This is a genomic window from Nakamurella multipartita DSM 44233 (assembly GCF_000024365.1).
GTDB classification, from domain to species: Bacteria; Actinomycetota; Actinomycetes; order Mycobacteriales; family Nakamurellaceae; genus Nakamurella; species Nakamurella multipartita.
In genome coordinates this window covers 5591831-5615713 of record NC_013235.1, presented here as the reverse complement: position 1 = coordinate 5615713, position 23883 = coordinate 5591831, and the positions used below count along the sequence as shown (strand labels likewise).

Here is a 23883-nt window from a genome sequence, read left to right as displayed (position 1 = left end):
GTCCTAGAAGCACTCTGTCGCACCATCTGTGGAGAAATGACATGACGATCACGGCCGATGCGCCGGCCCGGCCCCGACCTGAGGGCCCGCACCGGGTCGGTGGGGGCCTGCTGGACCCCCGGCAACTGCTCGCCGGGCTGCCGGACGCGCTGCGCAAGTTGAATCCGGCCACCCTGTGGCGCAATCCGGTGATGTTCATCGTGGAGATCGGGTCGGTGTGCACCACGATCCTGGCCATCGCCAGCCCGTCGGTGTTCGCCTGGTCGATCACGATCTGGCTCTGGCTGACGGTGCTGTTCGCCAACCTGGCCGAGGCGGTCGCCGAGGGGCGGGGCAAGGCCCAGGCCGAATCGCTGCGAAAGGCCAAGCAGGACACGGTGGCCCGCCGGTTGACCGGCTGGCGGCCGGGGTCGCGGGAGGCGGCCGAGATTGCCGTACCGGCGAGCGGGCTGACCGTGGACGACGTCGTGGTCGTAGAGGCCGGGCAGGTGATCCCGGGCGACGGGGACGTCGTCGAGGGCATCGCCAGCGTCGACGAATCGGCCATCACCGGCGAGTCCGCGCCGGTCATCCGGGAGTCCGGCGGGGACCGCTGCGCGGTCACCGGCGGCACCAAGGTGCTCTCCGACCGGATCGTCGTGCGCATCACCCAGAAGCCGGGGGAGAGCTTTCTGGACCGGATGATCGGCCTGGTCGAGGGGGCCAACCGGCAGAAGACGCCGAACGAGATCGCCTTGAACATCCTGCTTTCCGCGCTGAGCATCATCTTCCTGCTGGCCGTCGCGACGTTGCAGCCGCTGGCGATCTACTCCAAGCAGCAGAACCCGGCCGCCCCGGACACCGCGGCGTTGACCGCTACCGGGTTGACCGGCATCGTGCTGATCGCGTTGCTGGTGTACCTGATCCCGACCACCATCGGGGCGCTGCTGTCGGCGATCGGCATCGCCGGCATGGACCGGCTGGTGCAGCGCAACGTGCTGGCCCTGTCCGGCCGGGCGGTCGAGGCGGCCGGCGATGTGAACACGTTGCTGCTGGACAAGACCGGCACCATCACCCTGGGCAACCGGCAGGCCAGCGAGTTCCTGCCGGTGCCGGGCGTCACCCCGCAGGAACTGGCCGACGCCGCCCAGCTGTCCAGCCTGGCCGACGAAACCCCCGAGGGCCGTTCGATCGTCGTCTTCGCCAAGACCGAATACGGCCTGCGGGAACGGCATCCGGGTGAGCTGGCCGGGGCCAGCTGGGTGTCGTTCTCGGCCCAGACCCGGATGTCCGGGGTCGACCTGCCGGCCGCCGGCGGAATCCGCCGGGTGCGCAAGGGTGCCGCGAGCGCGGTGATGGCCTGGGTGCGGGACAACGACGGACACGCCATCTCGACCATCGGCCCGCTGGTCGACGGCATCAGCGCGAGCGGCGGAACCCCCTTGGTGGTCGCCGAACTCGATCCCGGGCATCCGGCCCGCGCGCTGGGCGTGGTGCACCTCAAGGACGTGGTCAAGGCCGGCATGCGGGAGCGGTTCGACCAGATGCGCCGGATGGGCATCCGCACCGTCATGATCACCGGAGACAACGCCCTGACCGCCCGGTCGATCGCGCAGGAGGCGGGCGTCGACGACTTCCTGGCCGAGGCCACCCCCGAGGACAAGATGGCGTTGATCAAGCGGGAGCAGGCCGGGGCCCGGCTGGTTGCGATGACCGGCGACGGCACCAACGACGCCCCCGCGCTGGCCCAGGCCGACGTCGGCGTCGCGATGAATTCCGGGACGTCGGCGGCCAAGGAGGCCGGCAACATGGTCGACCTGGATTCGGACCCGACCAAGCTCATCGAGATCGTGGAGATCGGCAAGCAGTTGCTCATCACCCGCGGGGCGCTGACCACGTTCTCCATCGCCAACGACATCGCCAAGTACTTCGCGATCATCCCGGCCATGTTCGCGGCGGTGTACCCGGGCCTGGACGCGTTGAACATCATGCGGCTGTCCAGCCCGACCTCGGCCATCCTGTCCGCGGTCATCTTCAACGCGATCATCATCGTGGTGCTGATCCCGTTGGCCCTGCGCGGCGTCCGCTATACCCCGGGCAGTGCCGCGGCGATGCTCCGGCGCAACCTGCTGATCTACGGGTTGGGCGGGATCGTGGCGCCGTTCGTCGGCATCAAGCTCATCGATCTGGTCGTCTCGCTGATTCCGGGGATGTCGTGATGCGCGTCCCCGGGTGGGTGGCCGCCCACGTCGCCGCGCTCCGCGCGTTGCTGGTGTTCACCGTGCTGCTCGGTGTGCTCTACCCGCTGGCCGTGCTGGGCATCGCCCAGCTGCCCGGCCTGGACGGGCGCGCCGACGGCTCGGTGATCGACTCCGGCGGCTCCGCGGTCGGCAGCAGCCTGATCGGCCAGAGCTTCACCGACGCCGCCGGCAACCCGCTGCGGCAGTACTTCCAGTCGCGGCCGTCGGCCGGCGGGTACGACCCCACGGTCAGCGGCGCGTCCAACCTGGGTCCCGAGGACGTGGTGGATCGCACCGTCGACGGCGCCGTCGCGCCCAGCCTGCTGAGCCAGGTGTGCGCCCGCAGCAAGGCGGTCGGCGAGCTGGAAGGGGTGGACGGCCGGCGTCCCTACTGCACCGAGGACGGGGTCGGCGCGGTGCTGTCGGTCTTCCGGTCCGGCGGCCTGTCCGGTCCGGTGGTCCGGGCGGTCAGCGTCAACCAGCCGTGCCCGGCCACCCCGTTCCAGCCGACCTACCAAGGGGTTGCGGTGGAGTGCGCCGCCGCCGGGGAGGACTACTCGGGCGGTGTGCTCACGCCGATCCCCGGTGACGCCCCCGCGGTCCCGGCCGTTCCGGCGGACGCGGTGACGGCCAGCGGCAGCGGCCTGGACCCGCACATCAGCCCCGACTATGCCCGGCTGCAGGCTCCGCGGGTGGCCGCCGCCCGCGGGGTGGACCTGGCTACGGTGCAGGCCATGATCGACGAGCAGACCACCGGTCGCGCCCTCGGGTTCCTGGGTGAGCCGGTCGTCACTGTGCTGGAGCTGAACGTGGAGTTGGATCGGCAGTACCCGTACCGGGCCTAGACCGGGCGGGCAGGTGCGGACCGGGTGCCGGCGAGAGGAGGCGCGATGGGAACACGGGGGCAGCTGCGCGTCTACCTCGGCGCCGCGCCCGGGGTCGGCAAGACCTACAAGATGCTGGAGGAGGCGCACCGGCGGCTCGAGCGTGGCACCGACGTGGTCGTCGGCGTCGTCGAGGGCCACGAGCGACCGCTGACCGAGGCGCTGCTGGTGGGGCTGGAGGTGATCCCGCGGCAGGTCCGGCCGTACCGGGGGGCCCGCTTCGCCGAGATGGATCTGGACGCGGTGCTGGCCCGGCGACCGCAGGTCGTCCTGGTCGACGAGCTGGCGCACACCAACGTGCCCGGGTCGCGGCACGGTAAGCGCTGGCAGGACGTCGAGGAGCTGCTGGACGCGGGCATCACCGTGATCACCACGGTGAACATCCAGCATCTGGAGTCCCTCAACGACGTGGTGCAGGAGATCACCGGCGTCGTCCAGCGGGAGACCGTGCCGGACGAGATCGTGCGTCGCGCCGACCAGATCGAGCTGGTCGACATGACGCCGGAGGCGCTGCGCCGGCGGATGGCCCACGGCAACATCTACCGGCCGGACAAGGTCGACGCGGCCCTGCACAACTACTTCCGGGTCGGCAACCTGACCGCGCTGCGCGAGCTGGGCCTGCTCTGGTTGGCCGACAAGGTCGACGACCAGCTCGACCGGTACCGGGCCGACCACCACATCACCGACACCTGGGAGGCCCGGGAACGGGTGGTGGTCGCGCTGTCCGGCGGGCCCGAGGGAGACACCTTGATCCGCCGGGCCGCGCGGATCGCCGACCGGACCAAGGGCACCGACCTGATCGCCGTCACCATCATCCGCTCCGACGGGCTGGCCGGACCCGGACCGGCGCACCTGGCCCGGCAACGGGCCCTGGTGGAAAGCCTGGGCGGCACCTACCACCAAGTGGTCGGCGCCGACATCCCCACCGCCCTGCTGGATTTCGCGCGGGGGGTGAACGCCACCCAGCTGGTGCTGGGGGCCAGCCGGCGCGGCCGGTTCGCGCAGCTGTTCGCCCGCGGCGTGGGCGTCACCACCACTGCCGGGTCCGGCGCGATCGACGTGCACCTGGTCACCCACGAAAAGGCGCAGTCCGGGCGCCGGCCGCCGCGCCCGTCCTGGGCCGGGGCATTGACCCGGCGCCGGCGCGTCCTGGGCTTCGTCCTGGCGCTGGTCGGGATGCCGCTGCTGAGCCTGGCGCTGATCGGGCTGCGCGGGCAGCTCAGCCTGCCCAGCGACATCCTGGCCCTGCTGCTCGGCGTGGTCGGCGTGGCCCTGGTCGGCGGCCTGCTGCCCGCGCTGGTCGCGGCGTTCCTCGGGTTCGGGCTGCTCAACTACTACTTCGTGCCGCCGCTGCACCAGTTCACCGTCGCCGAGGCGGAGAACCTGCTGGCCCTGCTGGCCTTCCTGCTGGTCGCGGTGGCGGTCAGTGTGGTGGTGGACCTGGCCGCCCGACGCACCGGGCAGGCGTCCCGGGCCCAGGCCGAGGCGGCGACGTTGTCCACCCTGGCCGGCAGCGTGCTGCGCGGGGAACGCCCGTTGCCCGCGCTGCTGGAACAGGTGCGGGAGACGTTCGGCCAGGACAGCGTGACCCTGCTGGAGCGGCACCCGGACACCGTCGCCGGGCCGGACCTGCGGCGCGACCAGCGGGCCTGGTCGGTCGCGGCCTGGGTCGGCGAATCGCCGAGCACCGCCCCGGCTCAGGGTGTCGAGGTCGCCGTCAACGACGAGGTGTCCCTGGTCCTGCGCGGCCCGGCGCTGGCGGCCGCCGACCAGCGCATCGTGGAGGCGTTCGGCGCCGAAGCGGCCGTGGCCCTGCGCCAGCAACGGCTGTCCGAGCAGGCCGCGGCGGTCGTCCGGCTCACCGAGGTGGACCGGCTGCGGACCGCGCTGCTCACGGCCGTCGGTCATGACTTCCGCACCCCGCTGGCCGCCGCCACTGCCGCCGTGACCAGCCTGCGCAGCTCGGACGTCACGTTCGGGCCGCAGGACCGGGACGAGCTGCTGGCCACCGCGGAGGAGTCGCTGGCCCGGCTGAGCCGGTTGGTGGAGAACCTGCTGGACATGAGCCGGTTGCAGGCCGGGGCGCTGGCCATGCACCTACAGCCGATCGGCGTGGCCGAGTTGGTTCCGATCGCCGTCGACGACCTGGGCGAGGCGGGTCGCGCCGTGCAGGTCCGCGACGCCGACGACGTGCCCGACGTGACCGCCGACGCCGCCCTGCTGGAACGGGTGCTGGCCAACGTCATCGCCAATGCGGTCCGGCACAGCCCCCGGACCGGCCGCCGATGGTCACCGTCAGCGAGCACGACGGGCGGGTCGAGGTGCGCGTCATCGACCACGGCCCGGGTATTGCCGCGCAGGACTACGACCGGGTGTTCCTGCCGTTCCAGCGGCTCGGCGACCGCGACAACACCAGCGGCCTCGGTCTGGGCCTGGCGCTGTCCCGCGGACTGACCGAGGCGATGGGCGGCACGCTGACCCCGGACACCACCCCGGGCGGCGGCCTGACCATGACGATCAGCCTGCCGGTGGCCGACCACGCCGATGCGCCCGAGGCGCAGGCGGCGGACCCGACGATCCTGAACCGGGTGGACAGCTGGCCGAAGGGACGATCGTGAGCCGGGTGCTGCTGGTCGACGACGAACCGCAACTGCTGCGGGCGCTGCGGATCAACCTGGCGGCAAGGCATTTCGATGTCGTCACGGCCGAGGACGGCAGCGGCGCGCTGGAGGCGGCGGCCACCCACCCGCCCGACCTGGTCGTGCTGGACCTGGGCCTGCCCGACCTGGACGGCGTCGAGGTGATCCGGCGACTGCGGGTCTGGACGGCGGTGCCGATCATCGTGCTGTCCGGCCGGGTCGGCAGCTCGGACAAGGTGCTGGCCCTGGACGCCGGCGCCGACGACTACGTGACCAAGCCGTTCAGCCTGGACGAATTGTTCGCCCGCATCCGGGCCGTTACCCGGCGCTCGACCGGTGCCGACGCGAGCGCCGAGGTCGTCGTCGGCCGGTTCCGGATCGACCTGGCCGACCGGACGATCGCCGCCGACGAGGGCGAGCCGCCGCACCTGACCCGCACCGAATGGCAGTTGCTGGAAATCCTGCTGACCCACCCGGGCAAGCTGATCACCCAGCGAAGCCTGCTGCAGCAGGTCTGGGGGCCGGCCTACGAGCAGGAGACCCACTACATCCGGCAGTACATGGCCCACCTGCGGCGCAAGCTGGAGGCCGATCCGGCCCGGCCCCGGCATCTGCTCACTGAGCCGGGCATGGGGTACCGGTTCCAACCGTGAGCCCGGGGGACCCGGAATCCGGTTAGGGTGCGGCGGTGGCGGACGGCAGCGTGGTGGTGGCCTTGCTCGACGGAACCCTGCTCGACCCGGCGCAGCCGTTGCTGCGCCCGGACGACCTCGGGGTGCTGCGCGGCGAGGGGGTCTTCGAGACCACGCTGGTGGTCGACGGAATCGCCCGCGATCTGGATGAGCACCTGATCCGGCTCACCGTCTCCGCCGAGCAGACCGGCCTGACCGTGCCCGCGCCCGATCAGTGGCGGCCGGGCGTGCAGGCGGCCCTGCAGGCCTGGACCGGCGGATCGCAGATGGTGCTGCGGCTGATCGCCAGCCGCGGCCCGGAGCACGGCAGCGAGCCGGTCTGCTACGTGTTGGGCGCGGAATTGCCGATGGCCAGCCGCCGGCAGCGGCGGTCCGGCGTGCGCGTGCTGCTGCTGGAGCGAGGGTTCACGGTGGCGGCGGCGACGTCGGCGCCGTGGCTGCTGGCCGGTGCGAAGACGCTGTCCTACGGGGTCAACATGGCCGCCCTGCGGCACGCCCGGGCCAACGGGGCCGACGACGTGATCTTCCTGGATGCCGACGGGCGGGTGCTCGAAGCGCCCACCTCGTCGGTCGTGCTGGCCCGCGGACGCACCTTGGTCACGCCGCCGGAGGAGGCGATCCTGGCCGGCATCACGGTGCGGCGGCTGTTCCGGGCCGCCGAGTCGGCCGGCTGGGACGTGCAGACCGAGCCGTTGACGGCGGCCGATCTGTGGGCCGCGGACGGGGTGTGGCTGACCTCCAGCGCCCGGCTGCTGGCGCCGGTGGTGGCGATCGACGGGCGGCCGCGGGCCGACGGTGCGCTGACCGGGGAACTGCACCGGTTGCTCGACGTGCCGGACTGAGCTCTCTCGGCGGTCTCTCGGTCCTCGTCGTCGACGGTGAACCCCATCCGCCAGTGGCGCCCAGTTGACGGGCCTGGATCGCGCGTCGCAGCGGGGGGCGGCGTTCGAGGTGCGCAGGCCGGCCGGCTCCGGGACCTTGGTCAAGGGTCGATCGCCCCCAACTCCGGCGAGTAGACCCGTCCTCGCGCACCAGCGGGACCGAACTCGCGGAGCGAGGGTAAAGCGGGTCACCGGCAATTCTGCCGAGGAAGGGAAGCGCAGTGTCGGAAGCGGCGGGCATCGGATCGCCATACGGGACAGCTCTAGTCACCTCAGGGATCACGGTTGCGCGAGCCACGGATCCCGACTATCGGGTTTGCTCAACGAGCCCGCGAGGGGCGTCGCGGAAGTCGGGCGGTGCTAGGAGGTTGAAACGGTCTCGGAGCTTTGCGATGAGCGCGTTCGCATCTGCCTGGGCGGCTGGTGCACCAGGGTCTGAGAATCGACGCGGATCGTCGGTGGCAATCGCACGCTCACAGGCGGCGTAGACGCTTGAGGCGCTTCGTCGTACGCGGACGAGCGTCCGAGGACCACCGATCCACGAATACACCGAGCATGCTGGTTGACCGGCCGTCGCCCACCACCGCTGCCAACACTCCTCGCCAATCTGAACGAGAAGATCGTCAATCGTCCTGGTGTATTCGGGGGGAAGGGTTTCCACGGTGCCGCCAATGACCAGCCCACCCCCGAGGTAGGTCAATGCCGAGCCCTGCGTGATGCCAGCTCGCGCCGGTCCGACGGTGGCGCGGGCGGCGTCGATCTTGGCCGACGATCGGGAAGGCTTGAGGCTCATCACACAACGATCGCCGCCCGGCACTGGAGCGGCCAGTCCTGGCTGAGGTGTTTGGTCCCGCAGACGTTGCCCAGACCATCAAACAGGCTCGGTGGTCGCCCTACGACCCCTACGGCCAACCCCTGACCACCGCAGGCGCCGTCGACTTCGACGCCATCGTGAACACTAACCAATCCAGCTACGACCACGGCTGGCTCGGCCAACACCAACGCGGGACAGAACACACCGCAGGCCTCGGCTACCTCGAAGGGATGGAACGGAGGCTTCAAGTTCAGCGAACCCGGCCGGACGGGTGATTCAGACGACCTGCCGGTCGACGACCTCGTCGACGCGCAACCCTTGCGAGTGCAGGTCGGCCACTACCCGGTCGAACTCGGCGGTGTCGACGAGCGCCTCGACGGTCTGGGCGGACAGCGACAGGGTGTCCCACCACACGTCGACGGACGGCTCGGCGTCCAGCGCGGCCCGCAGATGTCCGGCCAGCGCCTCGGCCCGACGGGCCCGGCTGACGCCGGTGTCCGGGCGTCCGCGCCATTGCACGCTGACCGGCGTCCGGCCGGCGACGCGGCGGTGTGCGGTCGAGGTGCGCATGAGGCAATGGTACGCAGCCGGGCGTTCTGTCGGAATGGATTGTGACCCGTTGATCCGGGGCCGCGACCCGTTGTGTCAGACCACCCGGCCACCATGGACCCGGAGCTAGGACAAGGGGGGTGAGCCGATGATCGAGTCGTTGGGGTCGATGATGCTCGCGGCATTGGACGAGGCCGGCCCCGGAGCCGACCCGGAGTTGCCGGTCGTGCTGCAGATCGACGCACTCTCGCCGGGGGCCGACGAGTCGTGGGGGCACTTCAAGGATCGGGTCGGAGACCGGCTCGGCCGGCAGACCGACCTGCTCCGGGACCGGATCGGCGTGGGCGACGTGCGCGAGCTGTACGCCGGCAACGCACTGGCCGCCTCGCTGACCACCGAGCAACTGGCCGCCGTCATCGACGATCCGCAGATCGCCATCCTGTTCGCCGATCTCGATCCGGTGCTGCCGGTGGTGCTGATGCACGAGGTGCACGAGCTGGTCGGCGCCCCCGCCTTCCGCCGTGCGGGCGGTGGGCTGACCGGCGCCGGGGTGAGCGTCGCGGTGCTCGACACCGGCATCGACCGGCGGCATCCGGCGCTGACCGTCGCGCACAGCATCCAGACCTGCGACGAATCCGTCGACATCCCCGGCCACCACGGCACGCACTGCGCCGGCATCATCGCCTCGACCGACCCGCGGGCGCCCGGCATCGCCCCCGGTGTGGACCTGATCGACGTGAAGGTGCTGCGGGCCAACGGAACCGGCCGGCACACCGACATCACCGCCGGTGTGGACCGGGCCCTGGACCGCGCGGCCGACATCCTGTCCATCAGCCTGGGGTTCAACCACCTCCCGATCAGCGTGCCCGGCGGTCACGGCTGGACCTGCGTGGACGGCGCCTGCCCGCTGTGCACGGCGGTGGACAACGCGGTGCTGGAAGGCGCGCTGGTGGTGGTGGCCGCCGGCAACGAGCATCAGCGCTGCGAAGGGGTGCGCTCGGCCGGGCAGGGACTGGTCTACGACACCGAGCTGAGCTGCCCCGGCCAGGCCCGCGGCGCCCTCACGGTCGGCGCCACGCACAAGGCCACGCATGCGCCGGCCCGCTTCTCCAGCAACGGGCCGACCGCCTACGACTCGGGCAAGCCGGATCTGGTCGCCCCCGGGGTGGACGTCCGGTCCACCGTGCCGCTCCCGCCGGCCAGTCCCGGCGGATCGGCGGTGGCCCCGCCGCCGTTCGGGATGAAGAGCGGCACCTCGGTCGCCGCCCCTGTAGTCGCCGGGGCCTGCGCCCTGCTCATCGAGTCGGCCCGCCGGACCGGCGCCCCCGACGACCCGGCCGCCATTCGTCGCATCCTGCTGGACACGTGTGTCGAGCGGATCGGTGGTCCGGCCAACGTTGTCGGGGCCGGGCGGCTGCGGCTGCCGTGAGCGTCGGGTTCCCGCCCGGTTGACCGGGGTGGGGCGGCGGTCGGATGGGCTGGCGGGCGTCATCAGCTGACCTGGCCGATCGGACCGGGTTTGTTGGGGCAGATACCGACGGACTTCATCGTGCGCCGCCGCACCCGCCCCATGATCCAAGAACCTAGTTCGTGGTGACTCGGGCCGCTTCCGGGAACCTGGTCGTCATCCGGCCGCTCACCGGCCTGCCTTCTCGATCGGAGCCCACGATGACCGACTCACCCGCGCCGGGCCTGCACCTGCAGCCGATGGTGCATGTCCAGCAGATGGAACCGGCGGTCGCGTTCTACGAGGCGCTGGGCGCCACCGTGCTGCATGGCAGCCGGGACGGCGACTTCGTGATGCTGCGCATCGGCGACAGCCAACTGGGTCTGCTCGCCCACCCGCCGAACCCGGAGCAGAACGAGGGGACGGTCGAGCTGAACTTCGACACCGCTGACGACCTGGCGGCCGTGCAAACCCGTCTGGCCGCTGCCGGTGTCACCATCGTCGCGCCGGCCAACGACACCGGGTTCGGTCAGCAGTTGCAGGTCGCCACCCCGGACGGCTTGCTGGTCAAGATCAATCGCCTCGAACCGGACCGCTACCGCTGATCGGCCGGGCCATCCCGCTGGTGCTGCACGCCCACCAGGTCTCGCGTCGGCCGAGATCCACCTCACGAGGTCGAGAAGCTGTCTGTGTGGATGTCGCGCCCTGCTGATTGACGGGTGAGCGCATCCGCCGCGCTTCAGGTCCGGGCCCGTTCCAACCGTTGCAGCGCATCGTGGGCCCGCCGCTGGGCGATCTCGGCCCGCCGCACCTGCCGGCGGGCCTCGTCCACCGCGCGCCGGGCGTCGGAGAGTTCCTGCTCCAGCTCGTGCACCCGGTCGACCTTGGCCTGCTCGTCGTCGGTGGCCAGGATCAGCTCCTCCTCCGCCTCGTCGACGGTCTGCCGGGCGTCGGCCAGCGCGGCCTCGCGGGCGGCCGCCGCCTCCTGCTCGGCCTGCGCTCGCTGCTGCGCCTCGGCGCGTTCCTGCGCCTGCCGGGCCTCGCGGCGTTCGGCCGGCGAGAGCCGCGAGCCAGCGGTGGATCCTGCGGTCGATCGGGGGGAGGGTCGTGACCGGGCCGGACGCTGCGTGTCGGTGTCGGATCCGGTACCGGACCCGGCGACCAGGGTCAGCTCGGGCCCGCCGATCGAGAACCCCTCCCACCGAGCCGGTTTGACCAGCGCGCCACGCTGGATCTCCTGCGCCACCGCCTCGTCGGACAAGGCGGCCGTCAGGGTGGAGACCACCTCCTCGCGGACCGCGGCTCCGGGATCGCGCTCCTGGACCGCGGCGAACGCGGCCCTGGTGAGCTCGTCGAGCAGCCGCCGGCGGGATTTGGTCAGCGCCCGGATCTGGTTGGCGTCGACCGACTTCTCCGCCGACCGCCACTGCTCGCCGAGCTCGCGCAGCCGGTCGATGGCGTCCGGGTCGGTACGGGCGAGGCGGTTGAGGGCGTAGGCGGACCTGGTCGGTTTACGCAACGCGCCGATCTGTTTGGCGGCCGCGGCGGCGCCGGCCGCCTTGGCCTGCGCGACCAGTTCGGTGCGCCGGGCCATGAACGCATCGGGGTCGGCCCCGTACAGCTCGTCGATCGCGGAGTCAAGCGGGTCATCGGCCACGACTCATCCTCACCCCGGTCGCCGCCGGCTGCCGGGAGGTCACGGGCGGGACGTCGCGTTCAGCCGGCAGGTGGCGGATCGGGCAGCAATCCGCGCCGGTGCGCCACCGCGACGGCCTCGGCGCGCCCGCCGACCCCGAGCTTGCCGAGCACGTTGGAGATGTGCACGCTCACCGTCTTGCCGCTGATGTAAAGGCGCTCGCCGATCTGCCGATTGGTCAGACCGGCGGCGACCAACCGCAGCACCTCCTCCTCGCGGCCGGTCAACACCCCGCCGGAGGACGTGGACCCGGGCAGGTCGAGCCGGGCCCGCCGGCCCAGGTCGATCAGCGCCGCCGCCAACGGCCGGGCCCCCATGTCCTGCGCCGCGCGCAGCGCGGTGCTCGCCTCGACGGTCGCGCCCGATCGGTCGCCGCGGGCGGCCAGCGCCTCGGCCAGCCGCCACCGCGATCGCGCCTCCTCGTACCGGTAGCCATAGGCGAACTCGGTGACCGCGGCCCGCCAGAGGTCCGGGTCGGGCTCGCCGATCAGCCGGCTGTACTCGGCGCGGGCCCGGGCCACCCACCCCCGACCCTCGGGGCCCAGCTGGCCGCCACGGGGCCGTCCCCGTCGGGCGGTCTGCTCCATCCGCTCCAGGAGCTGGGCGCCGGTGGCCAGGTCGCCGGCCAGATCACCGCCGGTCAATCGGGTCTGGGTCGCCCGGTCGGCCAGGGCGGCCAGGCCCAGCGCGGACAGCCAGATGCCGCCCAGGAAGTAGTCGTTCCAGGCCCGGCTCATGAAATCGGTGAGCCGGAAGGTCAGGTCGACGGCGGCCTGATGCTCGCCCGCCCAGGTCAGCGCGTCGATGGTGCAACCGCCGGAGGTCAGGGCCATCATCGGGTCGCGCGACCAGTCGATCTCCACTGCCCGGCCCCGGTCCAACGCGTCCTCGTCGCCGCGCGCCACCGCCGCGTACAACTCGATGGTGGACAGGATGGTGCGCACCGATTCGGGCACCATGTCCATGCTCGGCTCGGGCCGGCGCAGATCCCCGCTCAGGTACCGGATCAGTTCCCGGTACAGCAGGAGCCCGACGCCGTAGCCCATCCAGAGCACGCCGGTCGAGCGCGCCCGGTCGATCCCGGCCGCGCAGATCTGGGCCGCGGCGGTCAGATCGCCGGCGTAGTAACGGTTCGCGGTCAGATTGTGGGTGGCGCGCAGCTCGGCGGTGAGGTCGCCGACCGAGCGGGCCAACTCCAGGGACCGGCCGAACAGGTCGCCGGCCAGGTCGGCCTCGTTCACGGCCAGCACGCCCAGCGTGGTCAACGCGTCGGCCTCGGCCGCCGGCACGCTGAACGCCCGGGCCTCGGCCACCGCCCGTTCGGCGATCGCCTGGGCCTCGTCGTCATGATCGCAGTTCAGCGCCGACCGGGCCTGGGCGGCCAGCAGCCGGGCCCGGTCCGCCGACGGGCCCTCGGCGTCCAGCACCCGCAGGGCCCGGGCCGCGCGGTCGAGCGCCTCCCGCTCCCGTTGATCATCGATCAGGTAGTAGGCCGCGTCGGGGGTGAGCCGAGCGGAGCGCGCCTCGTCGCTGCGGTCCAGGGCGCTGACCGCCAGCGCGGCGGCGCGAGCCGGCCGGCCCGCCCGGCTGGCCGCGGCGGCCGCCGCCATCTGCACGTCGACCAGGTCCCGCCCGAGCCGTTGCGCGGCGTCCGGCACGGCGTCCCAGAGCGAGATGACGGTCTCCAGGTGCCGCAACGCCTCGGCCGGGGCGAGGACGTCCACCGCCTCCTGGGCCGCCGCGGACGATGCGGTCAGCGCCACCGGCAGCTCGTGGGCCCGAAGCGCGTGATAGGCCAGCTCGGCCGGCGACCCGAGGGACGGATTCGCGGCGATCTGCTGCTGGTAGGCCCGGTGCAGGCCGGTGACCTCGCCGGGCAGCAGGTCGCCGTAGACGGCCTCGGCCAGCAGGGCGTGCCGGAACACGATCCAGCGGGCGTCCTCGGTGGCCAGCACGTGGTGCGCGATCGCCTCGCGCAGGGCCGCGTCGACCGTGCCCGGGTCGGCGAAATCCGGGCGTCCACCGGCCACCGCCGTGAGCAGTTCCCCGGAGACCCGGCGACCGGCGACCGAGGCGATGCCGGCCAGCGCCTGCACCGCCGGGTCCAGCCGTTCCAATCGGGCGTGCAGGACGTCGGCCAACGAGCCGGGCAGGGCGGCGGTGTCGGGTCCGGACTCCAGCAGCTCCTGCGCGAAATAGGCGTTGCCCTCGGAGCGGCGCAGCACCCGCTGCAGCACCTGGTCGGGCAGCGGATGGCCGGTGATCGCGGCACCGAACTGGGCCAGCTCGTCCCGGGTGAACGGGGACAGCTCGACATGATCGACCCGCGGATGCCGCAGCAGTTCGGACAGGGTGGGGCGCAGCGGATGGCGCCGGTGCAGGTCGTCGGTGCGGTAGGAGGCCACCACCACCAGGGGTTCGGTGCGCAACCGAGCGATGAGGAACCGCAGCACGTCCCGGCTGGACGGGTCGGCCCAATGCAGGTCCTCGATGATCAACACCAGTGGCCGGTCCGGCCGGCCGCCGGCCCCGATCGCCGACGCGATGCCGTCGAACAGTTGCCCGCGGGCGGCCTGGTCGGCCCCGCCGGCGGCCGGCTCGGCCAGCCCGACGTCGAGCAGCCGGCCCAGGGCGGGCCGGGCGGCGATGGCCTGGTCCACCTCGTCGCAGCGCCCGCGCAACTGCTGCAGGGTCTCGGTGAACGGCAGGTAGGGCAGCCCGACCTCGCCGAGATCCACGCAGTGGCTGACGACGACCCACGCCCCCTCGGCGCGGGCGATCTCGGCCATCCGGGTCAGCGCCCGCGTCTTGCCGACGCCGGCGTCACCGGAGACCAGCAGGACGCTCGGCTCGCCCTCCCGGGCTCGGCCCAGCGCGGCGCGGAACCGGTCCACCTGGTCGGCGCGACCGACGAACGGGAGGTCGACCGTCAGTGCCACGAGGTCAATAGTGGCAGCCGGGTCCGACACCGGCCCTGATCCTTACGCCGCCCTGGCGGAGCCGACCGGACGGTGCCCGACCGGCCGTTCGCCGGGGGGAAGGAAGGCTCGGATTGGCGGGCTTTTCCTCCCCGGTGCCGCTGCGGCCCGGAACGTACCGGCGAGCGGAACCAGGCCTGGCGACGAACGCCGAACTGGGTCCGAACCTGATCGTGGCGGTAGGCGATCTCGGCGTCCAGAGCCGGCCCCCAGGGTGCAGTCATGGGCATGTCCCTTCCGATTCGTCCCGCCGGGCCCTCTGGCGCCGGCAGGTTCCACGGTGTCGGTAAGGGGGTGGGTCCCGGATCGGTCGGACGGGCACGCTTGGCCGACCGGCCGCCTCAGACGGCACCTCAGACTCGCTCTGAGGTGCCTCAGCTCGGCGACGGGTCGTGGGGGCGGACGGCTCGACGCCGAGATCGCCAGCTCGACTCCACGTAGGGCGGCGTTACTCCACGACGGGGTTCTCTCCTCCGCATCGACAAGGAGTGGAGAACCCCAACGTGGAGTGGGGTTGCCCGACATGGAGTGCTGTTGCGCGACGCGCCGTGGGGTTGCGCGACGCGGAGGTGCTGCGGGCTGCTCCGGAGGTCAGCCGGTGCGGCCGTACCGCACCTCGGCTCGGGCGCGGGCCGGGTGGGTGCACTCGACTCCACGTAGGGCGGCGCTACTCCACGACGGGGTTCCCTACTCCGCATCGACAAGGTGTGGAGAACCCCAACGTGGAGTGGGGTTGCCCGGCGCGGAGTGGGGTTGCCCGACGGGGAGCGGGGTTGCGCGACGCGGAGGTGCTGCGGGCCGCGGCGGAGGTCAGCCGGTGCGGCCGTACCGCACCTCGGCCCGGGCCCGGGCCCGGGCCTTGGCCGCCTCGGTCTCCCGGTCCTTGGGCGGCGCGGAGGTCACCAGGTCCTCCAGCAGATGCCGGGTGATGTGGGCGATCTCCTCGACGGCGCGGTCGAACACGGCCTGATTGGCCGCCGACGGCCGGGTGGACCCGCTCACCTTGCGCACGTACTGCAGCGCGGCGGCGTGCACCTCGTCGTTGGTGGCCGGAGGATCGAAGTTGTGCAGGGTTCGAATGTTGCGGCACATGCCTCCAGGGTGACACGGAAGCGGGGCGTCTTCGTCGGCCTGACCACCGTCGACCTCATCCACCGCATCGCCGAACCGGTCGGCGCGAACCAGAAGGCGACCGCATTGGGGCAGGAGATCGTCGCCGGTGGTCCCGCCGCGAACGCCGCCGTCACGTTCGCGCTGCTCGGTGGCCAGGCCACCCTGGTGACCGATCTGGGCCGGCACCCGCTGGGTGTGTTGGCCGGCGACGACCTGAGCGGCTACGGCGTGCGGGTGCGCCCGGTCGAGCCGGAACACGCCGGCGCCCCGGCGGTCAGCAGCATCCGGGTGCTGGACGGCTCCGGCGACCGGTCGGTGGTGTCGGTGAACGCGGCCGCCCGCACCGTGGCCGCGCCCGGCTGGCTGCCGGCCGTGCTCGACGACGCTGCGGTGCTGCTGCTCGACGGGCACCACCCGGCCCTGGCGATGGCCGCCGCCCGGGCCGCCCGGACACGGGCAGTCCCCGTCGTGCTGGACGCGGGCAGCTGGAAGCCGGTGCTCGACGAGCTCCTGCCGCTGGTCGACACCGCCATCTGCTCAGGCGATTTCGCGCTGCCCGACGGCGCCCCGCCGACCTCGCTGCTGAACCGTGGGGTGCGCCGGGTGGCGATCACCCGCGGGCCGGAGCCGATCCTGTGGTGGTCGGTCGAGCCGGGGGAGCGGCGCGCGCCCGGCGTGAGCGCCGAGCAGGACGCCGTGCCGGTACCGCCGGTTCTCGTCCGGGACACCCTGGGCGCCGGTGACGTGTTCCACGGCGCCTTCGCCTGGCACCTGGCCGACCGGCCCGACCGGGCGTTCGCCGATCAGCTGGCCCGGTCCGCGGTTGTGGCCGCCGCGCGCTGCCAGGTCGCCGGGATCAGCGCGGGGCGGGCGCAGCTGGCGCGCCGATCAGCGCCGCTCGAGCCCGTCGACCCCGCTGAGTAGCCGGTCCAGCTGCGGTGCGGGGACCAGCTCCGCGGGCAGGAGGTGCACCACACGGAATCCGCGAATCCGCAGCACCACGGCGCCGCCGCCCGTCCAGGCCTGCTCGAACGTGCCGTACGGGCTCTCGGTGACGCCGAGCGGTCCGGCGATCGTCATCGAGCCCTCGCCGAACAGCGTCCAATGAGTGGTGGCCGCCCCGAACGGGCCCCGGAGTTGACGGGCCACGGAGACATAGGTGCTGATGAAGGCCGCCGGTATCAAGATGACCATCAGGTACGGCCCCATCCAGGGCTCGCCGACGGCGAAACCGACCCCGATCGTGACGCCCACCAACACCAGCAGGTTGATCCAGGACGCCGGACGGGAGAACCGATATCGCAGCAACGCCCGGCTGAGCCGGCCGGCGGTTCGTTCGTCCGCGACGTAGCTGATCGCGCCGTCCGGGGCGGGGCGGGTCGGCATCATCGGGCGTCTGCGTGTGCTCACCGGACAGACGGTCCGGCTCGGCGCGTGTGAGCCCCATATGGGAACGGGGCCGCGGGACCCGATATGACCGAGGGCACACCCCCGACCTGCTTCGTTCAGTCGTCGGAGCCGTGCCCGGAACCGGAACCCGAACCGGAAGAGCCCGACCCGGAGCCACCCCGGCCACCGCCGGAGCCGGAGCCGGAGCCGCTGCCGCCGTCGTCGGCGCCGTGGCCGCCGGTGCCGGGGCTCGAATCGTCCCCGTTGCTCGGGTGGTCGTCCGCGGTGGGTGCCGTCGATGCCGTGGGGGCGGGGTCGGCCGTGGCCGGAGCCGTCCGATCCGGGCCGCTGAGATCGTCGCCGCTGTGGTCGTCGCCGGGGTGGTCGTCGCCGCCGTGATCATCACTGCTGGTCGAGATGGTCGTGGGCGAAAGTGTCGGGTCCGCCGACGTGGCGGTCGGGGTGGTCGGCGCGGGCGGGATGTACCAGAGCGGGGGCGGGGCCTCCGAGCCGCCAGCCGGGCCGGCGGGGGCGGCCAGGGCGATGGTGCCGCCGAGCACGGCTGCCCCGACCAGGACGACCGCGACGATGCCGCCGACCGTGCGGAGGCGATGGGTGGGCGCCGGCGGGGCCGGGGTCACTTCGAAGACGACCGGCCGGCCGCGCTCGTCGAGTCCCGATCCGTCCACCGCTTCATGGTGCCGGGCGTGGGTCGCCGGGCGCATCGGCCGCTGGTACTAGTACCTGCGGTCAGGTCCGGTCCCGCCGCTGGATCCACAGCGCCGCCTGCGTCCGGTCGGTCACCCCGATCCGCTGGTAGACGCTGGTCAGGTGGGCCTTCACGGTGCGTTCGGTGATGCCCAGGCGCCGGGCGATCATCTTGTTGGCCAGCCCGTCGGCGACCATGCGCAACACCTGCTCCTCGCGGGCGGTGAGCAGGTTCGGCTGCGGCGCCCGCCGGCTGTCCAGCAGCACCCGTGCCGCCTTCGGATCCAGCGGGGATCCACCGCTGGCGACCTCGCGGATGGCCGCCAGGATGGTCTCCGGTTCGCTGTGCTTGAGCAGGTAGCCGTGCGCGCCGGCCTCCAGCGCGCCGTTGATCGCGCGCTGATCGCTGAATGAGGTCAGCACCAGCACCATGACGTGCGGGTGGTCGGCCAGGATGCGCGCGGTGGCCGCGGTGCCGTCGAGCCCCGGCATGGACAGGTCCATCAGCACCACGTCCGGGCCGAGATCCGCGGCCATGGCGATCGCTTCCTCGCCGCTGGCGGCGGTGCCGGCGACGGCCAGATCGTCGGCGGTGCCGATCAGGTCGGCCAGCCCGCGGCGGACGATCGCATGGTCGTCCACCACCAGCACGCGGATCGGACTCGGGCTCATTCCGGCACCTCCACCTCGACGCGGGTGCCCTGCCCGGGCGCGGACCGCACGGTGAGCCGGCCACCGCTGTCGCGCACCAGATCGCCCAGGGAGCGCAGGCCGACATGTCCCTCGCGCCGCCGCTCGGGCAGTGCGGACTCCTCGAACCCCTGCCCGTCGTCGTCGATGGCCAGGATCGCCCGCCCGGCCGGCCGGCTCAGCCGCACGCTCACCTGCCGGGACCGGCTGTGCGCGACCACGTTGCGCAGGATCTCCTGGGCGGCCCGGAACAGCACCGACGACACCGGCAGCGGCAGCCCGTCGGCGTCGGCCAGTTCCAGCTCGACCTGCACCCCGTCGCGCTCGACGGTGTCGGCCAGGTCGCTCAGCGCGGCGGCCAGGCCCTCGGTGGCCAGGTTGGGCGGGTAGATGTCGACCAGCAGCGAGCGCATCTCGCCGGTCGTGCGCCGCAGCTGGGCGGCCGCCTCGGCCAGCAGCTCGCGGTCCCGGGGCGGGTTCGGCGGGCCCAGCCGGGCGGCGTCCAGGGTGAAGGTCAGCCCGGCCAGCTGCTGCACCACCCCGTCGTGCAGGTCGGCGGCGATCCGGCGGCGTTCGTCGTCGGAGGCGTCGATCGCCTGCCGCAGCAACCGTTCCGCGTCCTGCTGCTGGCGTTGCACCCGTCGCGCCAGCGACCAGGCGAACGGCACCTGCACCAGCTCCAGCACCAGCAGGGCGCCCAGCGCGGTCGGGGCGAAGGTGCGCCATTGCGCCTGCCCGGCCTCGGTCACCGAGTCGTACAGGAAGTACGCCTCGAACAGCAGCGGCTGCCCGTCCGGGCCGGTGATGCCGGTGTAGACCTCGAGCAGGGTGCCGAAGTCGCGTTCGTACTGGTTCTCCGGCTTGCTCAGATCGCTGATCTCCGAAGCGGTTCCGCCGCCTTCGAGGGCCTGGCGCTCCTCCTCGTCGAGGGTGAACGTCTGCCCGATCAGCCGGCTCTCGTTGGAGTAGACGATCCTCCCGTCGGCGTTCCAGAGCTTGACCCGGACCAGCGAACCCTGCACGACCGAGTCGTTGATCACCGCGTTGAACTACTCCAACGCGGCCGGGTCGCCGGCCAGCACGGCTGCGGTCAGCTGCGGTTCGACGATGCCGGTGGCCGTCAACCAGGCGACCTGACGGGCGGACTGTTCGGCCTGATCGGTGCCGGCCTGCCGGGACAGCGCGGCGATCACCACGGCCAGCAGGATCGAGACCAGCAGTCCGGACGCGGCGAACCGGGCCAGCAGCCGGGCCATCGACAGGGGTCGGGGGCGACCGGCCGCAGTGTGCGGCGCCAAGATCCGGGCCGCGGCTGGCATGGGCGGATCGTATCGGCGGCGGTGGGTCCACCGGATCGGCCGACGGTCGTAGTACCAACAGCCACTTGTCGCTGCGACCACGCCGCGGCGAGCGTTGTCGTCATGTTCCGCACCGATCTGGCCTCCGTGCTCGCCGCACCGGCCCGGGCCACCGCCACCCCGCTGGGGCTGGCCGCCGGGGTCTCGGTGCTGCGCATCGGGCTCACCCTGGCCCAACCGTGGCCGATCGCGCTCGCGGTCGACACGGTGACCTCGGGGGCGGCGCCGGCCGGGCTCGGCGACGCCGACCCGCGGCTGGTGGTCGCCGGCTGCGGGCTGGCCCTGATCGTGGTCAGCCTGGGTGCCGGGCTGCTCGACATGGCCGGCGAACGGCTGGCGCAGGGCGCGGCCGAACGCAGCGGGGCGTTGCTGCGGCAACGCATGTTCGAGCACTGCCTGGCGCTGTCGCTGCGCTGGCATGACGGCCAGCCGACCGGCGAGCTGGTCTCCCGGCTCACCACCGATGTCGGCCGCGTGCTGGACGCGCTGGTCGCGCTGTGCTCCAGCGCCCTGGCCGACGTGCTGCTGCTGGCCGGGTCGCTGCTGCTGCTCGTGCTGCTGGACCCCGGCCTGGCGCTGGTCGGCCTGACCGTGGTGCCCGTGCTGGCGGTGCTGTCGGTGCGGCAACGACGCCGGGTCCGGGCCGCCCACCAGCGGGCCCGGTCCGAGTCCGGCCGGCTCACGGCCACCGCCACCGACCTGCTCCGCAACGTCCGCGCCGTGCAGGCGTTCGGCCGGGCCGACCACGCGTCGGCCGCCTTCCGGCGGCGCAACGACGCGGTCGCCGGCGTCGAGATCGGCGCGATTGGGGTGGAGAGCCGCTGGATCCCGCTCAGCGAGGCCGTGCTGGCCGTGGGCACCGGGCTGGTCCTGGTGGCCGGCGGCTGGCAGGTGCTGGCCGGCGGGCTGAGCGTGGGCACGCTGCTGGTGGCCACCGCCTACCTGCGCCAGCTGTACGGGCCGGTCCGGTCGCTGACCCGGCTGTCCGGGGTGCTGGCCAAGGCCTCGGCGAGCGCGTCGCGGATCGCCGCGGTGCTCGACGCCGATGTCGCGGTCACCGACCGCCCGGGGGCCATCCCGGCGGCCCCGATCCGCCGGGTGCAGCTGCGCGACGTGGGCTTCGCCTACGAGCCCGGCCACGCCGTGCTGACCGCCTTCGACCTGGACCTGGCCGCCGGTGAGTTGGTGTGCCTGATCGGGCCGAGCGGGGCCGGCAAGAGCACCGTGCTCAACCTGCTGCTGCGGTTGTACGACCCGGACGCCGGTCAGGTGTTGATCGACGGGCACGACGCGCGGCACCTGCAGCAACGCTCGCTGCGCGAGCGGATCGCGTTCGTCCCGCAGGACCCGTGGCTGCTGGACGGCACCGTGGCGCAGAACATCGCCTTCGGCAGCCGGACCGCCACCCGGGCCGGGGTGATCGACGCCGGCCGGCTGGCCCACGTCGACGAGTTCATCGGCCGGCTCCCGCTGGGCTGGGACACCCCGCTGGGCGAGGGCGGGGTGCGGCTGTCCGGCGGTCAGCGGCGCCGCATCGCCCTGGCCCGAGCCGCAGTCTCCGGTGCCTCGCTGCTGCTACTGGACGAGCCGACCGCGGCCCTCGACCCGGCCTCGGCCGACGCCGTGCTGGCGGCCGTGGTGGCCAGCCGGCGCGGCCGCACCGCCCTGATCGTCACCCATGACGAGCGGGTCGCCCGGATCGCCGACCGCGTGGTCGACATCCGCGACCCGCACTCCGCGCTCGTCCCGACCCGGGACGAGCACCCGACCCTGACCCTGGAGAGGAGGTGACAGCCATGATCAGCACCAGCACCTGGGCCCGCGGCGGCGTGAACCACCGCGGCCTTAGCCGGACTCGCAGCCGGACCAGCACCCGCACCCGCACCCGCGGCTGAGCGCGGTGCCGTCGGGGGGCCGGCCCGCGTCCGCGGGCCGGCCGCCCGCCGGTGATCGCACCACCTCCGGACAAGCGCCATCAGGCAGGAGATCTCATGCACGTCACCGGTACCGACGAGCAGGACGGTCAGCCGATCTGGCTGGTCGCCGAGGGCGCCGACCTGGCGCCCGGGGTGGCCGCGATCGACCGGCTCGCCGTGGGCACCCGGTGCGAGACCTGGCTGGGCTGGTCCCGGTCGCTGTGGTGCCCGGTCGTGGTCAAGCTCGCCCGGCCGGACCAGCTGACCCGGGCGCTGCGCTCGCTCGGCCGGGAGGTGGCCGCCCTCGACCAGCACCTGCACCCGGCCTGGCCGCGGCTCTACGCCGACCACCGGGACGGCGAGATCCCTTGTCTGGTCACCGAATTGATCGACGGTCCGGGCCTGGACGAAGTCGCCGACGAAGGCCGGGTGGACGTCGCCGCGGCCGCCCTGATCGCCGTCGAACTGTTCGGCGCCGTCCGCGCGCTGCACCGGCGTGGGCTGGCCCACCTGGACGTCAAACCCGAGAACGTCATCGTGCGGGACGGCCGGGCGATCCTGATCGACTTCGGCTCGGCCCGGCCGCTCGGCCGGCCTCAGCCGCCCGGATACCCCGTCGGGACCGCCGGTTTCGCCGCCCCGGAGCTGGAGGCCGGTCACCCCATCGCGGCCGGCATGGACGTGTTCGGGGTCGCCGCGACCGTGCTGGCGGCCCTGGCCGCCGACCCGGTGAGCGCGACCACGGTGAGCGCCGCCGCGGTCCGCGCCGCCCGGCCGCAGGTCCTGACCGAACCCGGCGCCGAGGAATTGCTGGCCGCGCTGACGGCGATGACCGCCCCCGATCCGGCGGCCCGGCCGGACGTCTCTGCGGCCCTGCAGTCGCTGGCCGACCTGTTCGATCCAGCCGGCCGGCCCTGGCCGGCCGGATTGATCCCATGACGGGCCGGCCGACCGGTGCGTCGCCGGCCGGGTTCGGGCACGCTGGGGTCAGCAGGGCGCATGGACGGGCCGGACGAAGGAGACGCTTCATGAAGCTGGGTGTGCACGTCGCCGATTTCACCTTTCCCGGCGGGCCGGCGACGCTGGCCGACGATCTGACCCGGATCGCCGAGGCCACCGAGGCCAACGGCTTCGCCCGGCTCAGCGTGATGGACCACGTCTGGCAGATCTCGGTGGTCGGCCCCGAGGACCACGACATGCTCGAGGCGTACACCGCGCTGGGCTTCCTGGCCGCCCGGACCACGAAGGTCGAGCTGCTGGCCTGGGTGACCGCGGTGGTCTACCGCGAGCCCGGGCTGCTGGCCAAGCTGGTCAGCACCGTGGACGTGCTCTCCGGCGGCCGCGCCATGCTCGGCATCGGCGCGGCCTGGAACGAGCCCGAGGCCCGGGGCCTGGGCCTGCCGTTCCCGCCGACCGCCGAACGGTTCGAGCGGCTGGAGGAGGCCCTGCAGATCTGCCTACAGATGTGGTCGGCCGACGACAGCCCGTACCGCGGCCGGCACTACACCCTCGAGCGCACCCTGAACGTGCCGCAGCCGCTGCGCCGGCCGCCGATCCTGATCGGCGGGGCCGGCGAACGCAAGACGCTGCGGCTGGTCGCCAAGTACGCGCAGGCCTGCAACCTGTTCGCCACGCCGGAGCTGCCGCACAAGCTGGCGGTGCTGCGCGAGCACTGCGAGCGGGAGGGCCGCGACTACGACGACATCGAGAAGACGGTGATGGCGGCGTTGGACGTCGGTCCGGACGGCGAGCACGTCGATGCGGTCCTGGCCACCCTGCGCGGACTGGCCGATCAGGGTGTCGCCCACGTGCACTCCCGCATCCCCCAGGTCTGGGATCTGCGGCAGCTGAGCATCCTGGGCGAACGGGTCGTCCCGGTCGTCGCCGACTGGTAAGCCGTTCGCGTGGGC

At 72.9% G+C, this 23883-nt stretch carries 19 protein-coding genes and 1 pseudogene; 11 read left to right on the top strand and 9 right to left on the bottom strand.

The features are described 5' to 3' along the window. Positions 1-41 precede the first annotated feature (41 nt). From kdpB to NAMU_RS24925, 5 genes and pseudogenes are all read left to right on the top strand, one after another. The gene (kdpB, locus tag NAMU_RS24950; RefSeq protein ID WP_015750112.1) at positions 42-2198 is read left to right on the top strand and encodes a potassium-transporting ATPase subunit KdpB; all 2157 of its coding nucleotides are present in this window, start codon (positions 42-44) and stop codon (positions 2196-2198) included. Beyond that, positions 2198-3064: a potassium-transporting ATPase subunit C gene (locus NAMU_RS24945; protein ID WP_015750111.1), complete on the top strand. Its 867-nt coding sequence runs from the start codon at positions 2198-2200 to the stop codon at positions 3062-3064. The genes kdpB and NAMU_RS24945 overlap by 1 nt, the downstream gene beginning before the upstream one ends. A 45-nt stretch (positions 3065-3109) precedes the next feature. Continuing rightward, a pseudogene (locus tag NAMU_RS24940) lies at positions 3110-5721 on the top strand (ATP-binding protein). Then, positions 5718-6395 (top strand): response regulator, encoded by a 678-nt coding sequence (locus NAMU_RS24930; RefSeq protein WP_015750109.1) that lies wholly within the window; start codon positions 5718-5720, stop codon positions 6393-6395. Before NAMU_RS24940 ends, NAMU_RS24930 begins: the two are co-directional and overlap by 4 nt. A 35-nt stretch (positions 6396-6430) precedes the next feature. Further along, positions 6431-7276 carry an aminodeoxychorismate lyase gene (locus NAMU_RS24925; RefSeq protein WP_015750108.1) on the top strand — a complete coding sequence of 282 codons (846 nt, stop codon included), beginning with the start codon at positions 6431-6433 and terminating at the stop codon, positions 7274-7276. Positions 7277-8405: 1129 nt separating this feature from the next. Here the strand turns inward: NAMU_RS24925 and NAMU_RS24920 are convergent. Next, entirely contained in the window at positions 8406-8699 is a 294-nt protein-coding gene (locus NAMU_RS24920; RefSeq protein ID WP_015750107.1) for a hypothetical protein, read from the bottom strand. A gap of 127 nt (positions 8700-8826) precedes the next feature. Between NAMU_RS24920 and NAMU_RS24915 the strand changes: the two genes are divergently transcribed. Together NAMU_RS24915 and NAMU_RS24910 are read left to right on the top strand one after the other, a co-directional pair. After that, complete coding sequence (locus NAMU_RS24915; RefSeq protein ID WP_015750106.1) at positions 8827-10107, top strand: S8 family serine peptidase; 1281 nt, start codon at positions 8827-8829, stop codon at positions 10105-10107. 239 nt (positions 10108-10346) lie between these two features. Next, positions 10347-10730 carry a VOC family protein gene (locus tag NAMU_RS24910; RefSeq protein WP_015750105.1) on the top strand — a complete coding sequence of 128 codons (384 nt, stop codon included), beginning with the start codon at positions 10347-10349 and terminating at the stop codon, positions 10728-10730. 134 nt (positions 10731-10864) lie between these two features. Here NAMU_RS24910 and NAMU_RS27890 read toward each other — a convergent pair whose 3' ends face one another. The 3 genes from NAMU_RS27890 to NAMU_RS24895 all read right to left on the bottom strand — a co-directional run bounded on the left by NAMU_RS27890 (position 10865) and on the right by NAMU_RS24895 (position 15891). After that, on the bottom strand, positions 10865-11782 hold the full coding sequence (locus NAMU_RS27890; RefSeq protein ID WP_015750104.1) for a hypothetical protein: 918 nt from the start codon (positions 11780-11782) through the stop codon (positions 10865-10867). Between the two features lie 59 nt (positions 11783-11841). Continuing rightward, entirely contained in the window at positions 11842-14760 is a 2919-nt protein-coding gene (locus NAMU_RS31565; protein ID WP_041369427.1) for a helix-turn-helix transcriptional regulator, read from the bottom strand. An 849-nt stretch (positions 14761-15609) separates the two neighbouring features. After that, complete coding sequence (locus NAMU_RS24895; RefSeq protein WP_015750102.1) at positions 15610-15891, bottom strand: DUF2277 domain-containing protein; 282 nt, start codon at positions 15889-15891, stop codon at positions 15610-15612. 9 nt (positions 15892-15900) lie between these two features. Here NAMU_RS24895 and NAMU_RS24890 point away from each other — a divergent pair, with 9 nt between their 5' ends. Further along, positions 15901-16836, top strand: a complete 936-nt coding sequence (locus NAMU_RS24890; protein WP_015750101.1) for a PfkB family carbohydrate kinase — start codon at positions 15901-15903, stop codon at positions 16834-16836. On the opposite strand, the gene NAMU_RS24885 is transcribed toward NAMU_RS24890, so the two are convergent. The 5 genes from NAMU_RS24885 to NAMU_RS24865 form a co-directional block, all read right to left on the bottom strand. Next, the gene (locus NAMU_RS24885) at positions 16801-17322 is read right to left on the bottom strand and encodes a hypothetical protein (protein ID WP_138180467.1); all 522 of its coding nucleotides are present in this window, start codon (positions 17320-17322) and stop codon (positions 16801-16803) included. The genes NAMU_RS24890 and NAMU_RS24885 overlap by 36 nt on opposite strands. Before the next feature lie 95 nt (positions 17323-17417). After that, entirely contained in the window at positions 17418-17990 is a 573-nt protein-coding gene (locus NAMU_RS30175) for a hypothetical protein (protein ID WP_169312551.1), read from the bottom strand. A 61-nt stretch (positions 17991-18051) separates the two neighbouring features. Further along, entirely contained in the window at positions 18052-18681 is a 630-nt protein-coding gene (locus tag NAMU_RS24875; RefSeq protein ID WP_015750098.1) for a response regulator, read from the bottom strand. Continuing rightward, positions 18678-19739, bottom strand: a complete 1062-nt coding sequence (locus tag NAMU_RS24870; protein ID WP_041369424.1) for a sensor histidine kinase — start codon at positions 19737-19739, stop codon at positions 18678-18680. Before NAMU_RS24870 ends, NAMU_RS24875 begins: the two co-directional genes overlap by 4 nt. A 9-nt stretch (positions 19740-19748) precedes the next feature. Beyond that, entirely contained in the window at positions 19749-20018 is a 270-nt protein-coding gene (locus NAMU_RS24865; protein WP_041369422.1) for a hypothetical protein, read from the bottom strand. A gap of 102 nt (positions 20019-20120) precedes the next feature. On the opposite strand from NAMU_RS24865, the gene NAMU_RS24860 reads away from it, so the two are divergent. From NAMU_RS24860 to NAMU_RS24850, 3 genes are all read left to right on the top strand, one after another. Next, positions 20121-21848, top strand: coding sequence for an ABC transporter ATP-binding protein (locus NAMU_RS24860; protein ID WP_015750097.1), 1728 nt, complete (start codon positions 20121-20123; stop codon positions 21846-21848). Between the two features lie 200 nt (positions 21849-22048). Next, a complete protein-coding gene (locus NAMU_RS24855; RefSeq protein WP_015750095.1) occupies positions 22049-22912 on the top strand; it encodes a protein kinase domain-containing protein in 864 nt (287 codons plus the stop codon). Between the two features lie 89 nt (positions 22913-23001). Next, positions 23002-23868: an LLM class F420-dependent oxidoreductase gene (locus NAMU_RS24850; protein WP_015750094.1), complete on the top strand. Its 867-nt coding sequence runs from the start codon at positions 23002-23004 to the stop codon at positions 23866-23868. The last annotated feature ends 15 nt before the right edge of the window (positions 23869-23883 follow it).

Coding starts and splice junctions, on each gene's coding strand:
- kdpB (WP_015750112.1), top strand. CDS start 42: ATGACGATCACGGCCGATGCGCCGGCCCGGCCCCGACCTGAGGGCCCG.
- NAMU_RS24945 (WP_015750111.1), top strand. CDS start 2,198: ATGCGCGTCCCCGGGTGGGTGGCCGCCCACGTCGCCGCGCTCCGCGCG.
- NAMU_RS24920 (WP_015750107.1), bottom strand. CDS start 8,699: ATGCGCACCTCGACCGCACACCGCCGCGTCGCCGGCCGGACGCCGGTC.
- NAMU_RS24915 (WP_015750106.1), top strand. CDS start 8,827: ATGATCGAGTCGTTGGGGTCGATGATGCTCGCGGCATTGGACGAGGCC.
- NAMU_RS24910 (WP_015750105.1), top strand. CDS start 10,347: ATGACCGACTCACCCGCGCCGGGCCTGCACCTGCAGCCGATGGTGCAT.
- NAMU_RS24895 (WP_015750102.1), bottom strand. CDS start 15,891: ATGTGCCGCAACATTCGAACCCTGCACAACTTCGATCCTCCGGCCACC.
- NAMU_RS24875 (WP_015750098.1), bottom strand. CDS start 18,681: ATGAGCCCGAGTCCGATCCGCGTGCTGGTGGTGGACGACCATGCGATC.
- NAMU_RS24865 (WP_041369422.1), bottom strand. CDS start 20,018: ATGCCAGCCGCGGCCCGGATCTTGGCGCCGCACACTGCGGCCGGTCGC.
- NAMU_RS24860 (WP_015750097.1), top strand. CDS start 20,121: ATGTTCCGCACCGATCTGGCCTCCGTGCTCGCCGCACCGGCCCGGGCC.
- NAMU_RS24855 (WP_015750095.1), top strand. CDS start 22,049: ATGCACGTCACCGGTACCGACGAGCAGGACGGTCAGCCGATCTGGCTG.
- NAMU_RS24850 (WP_015750094.1), top strand. CDS start 23,002: ATGAAGCTGGGTGTGCACGTCGCCGATTTCACCTTTCCCGGCGGGCCG.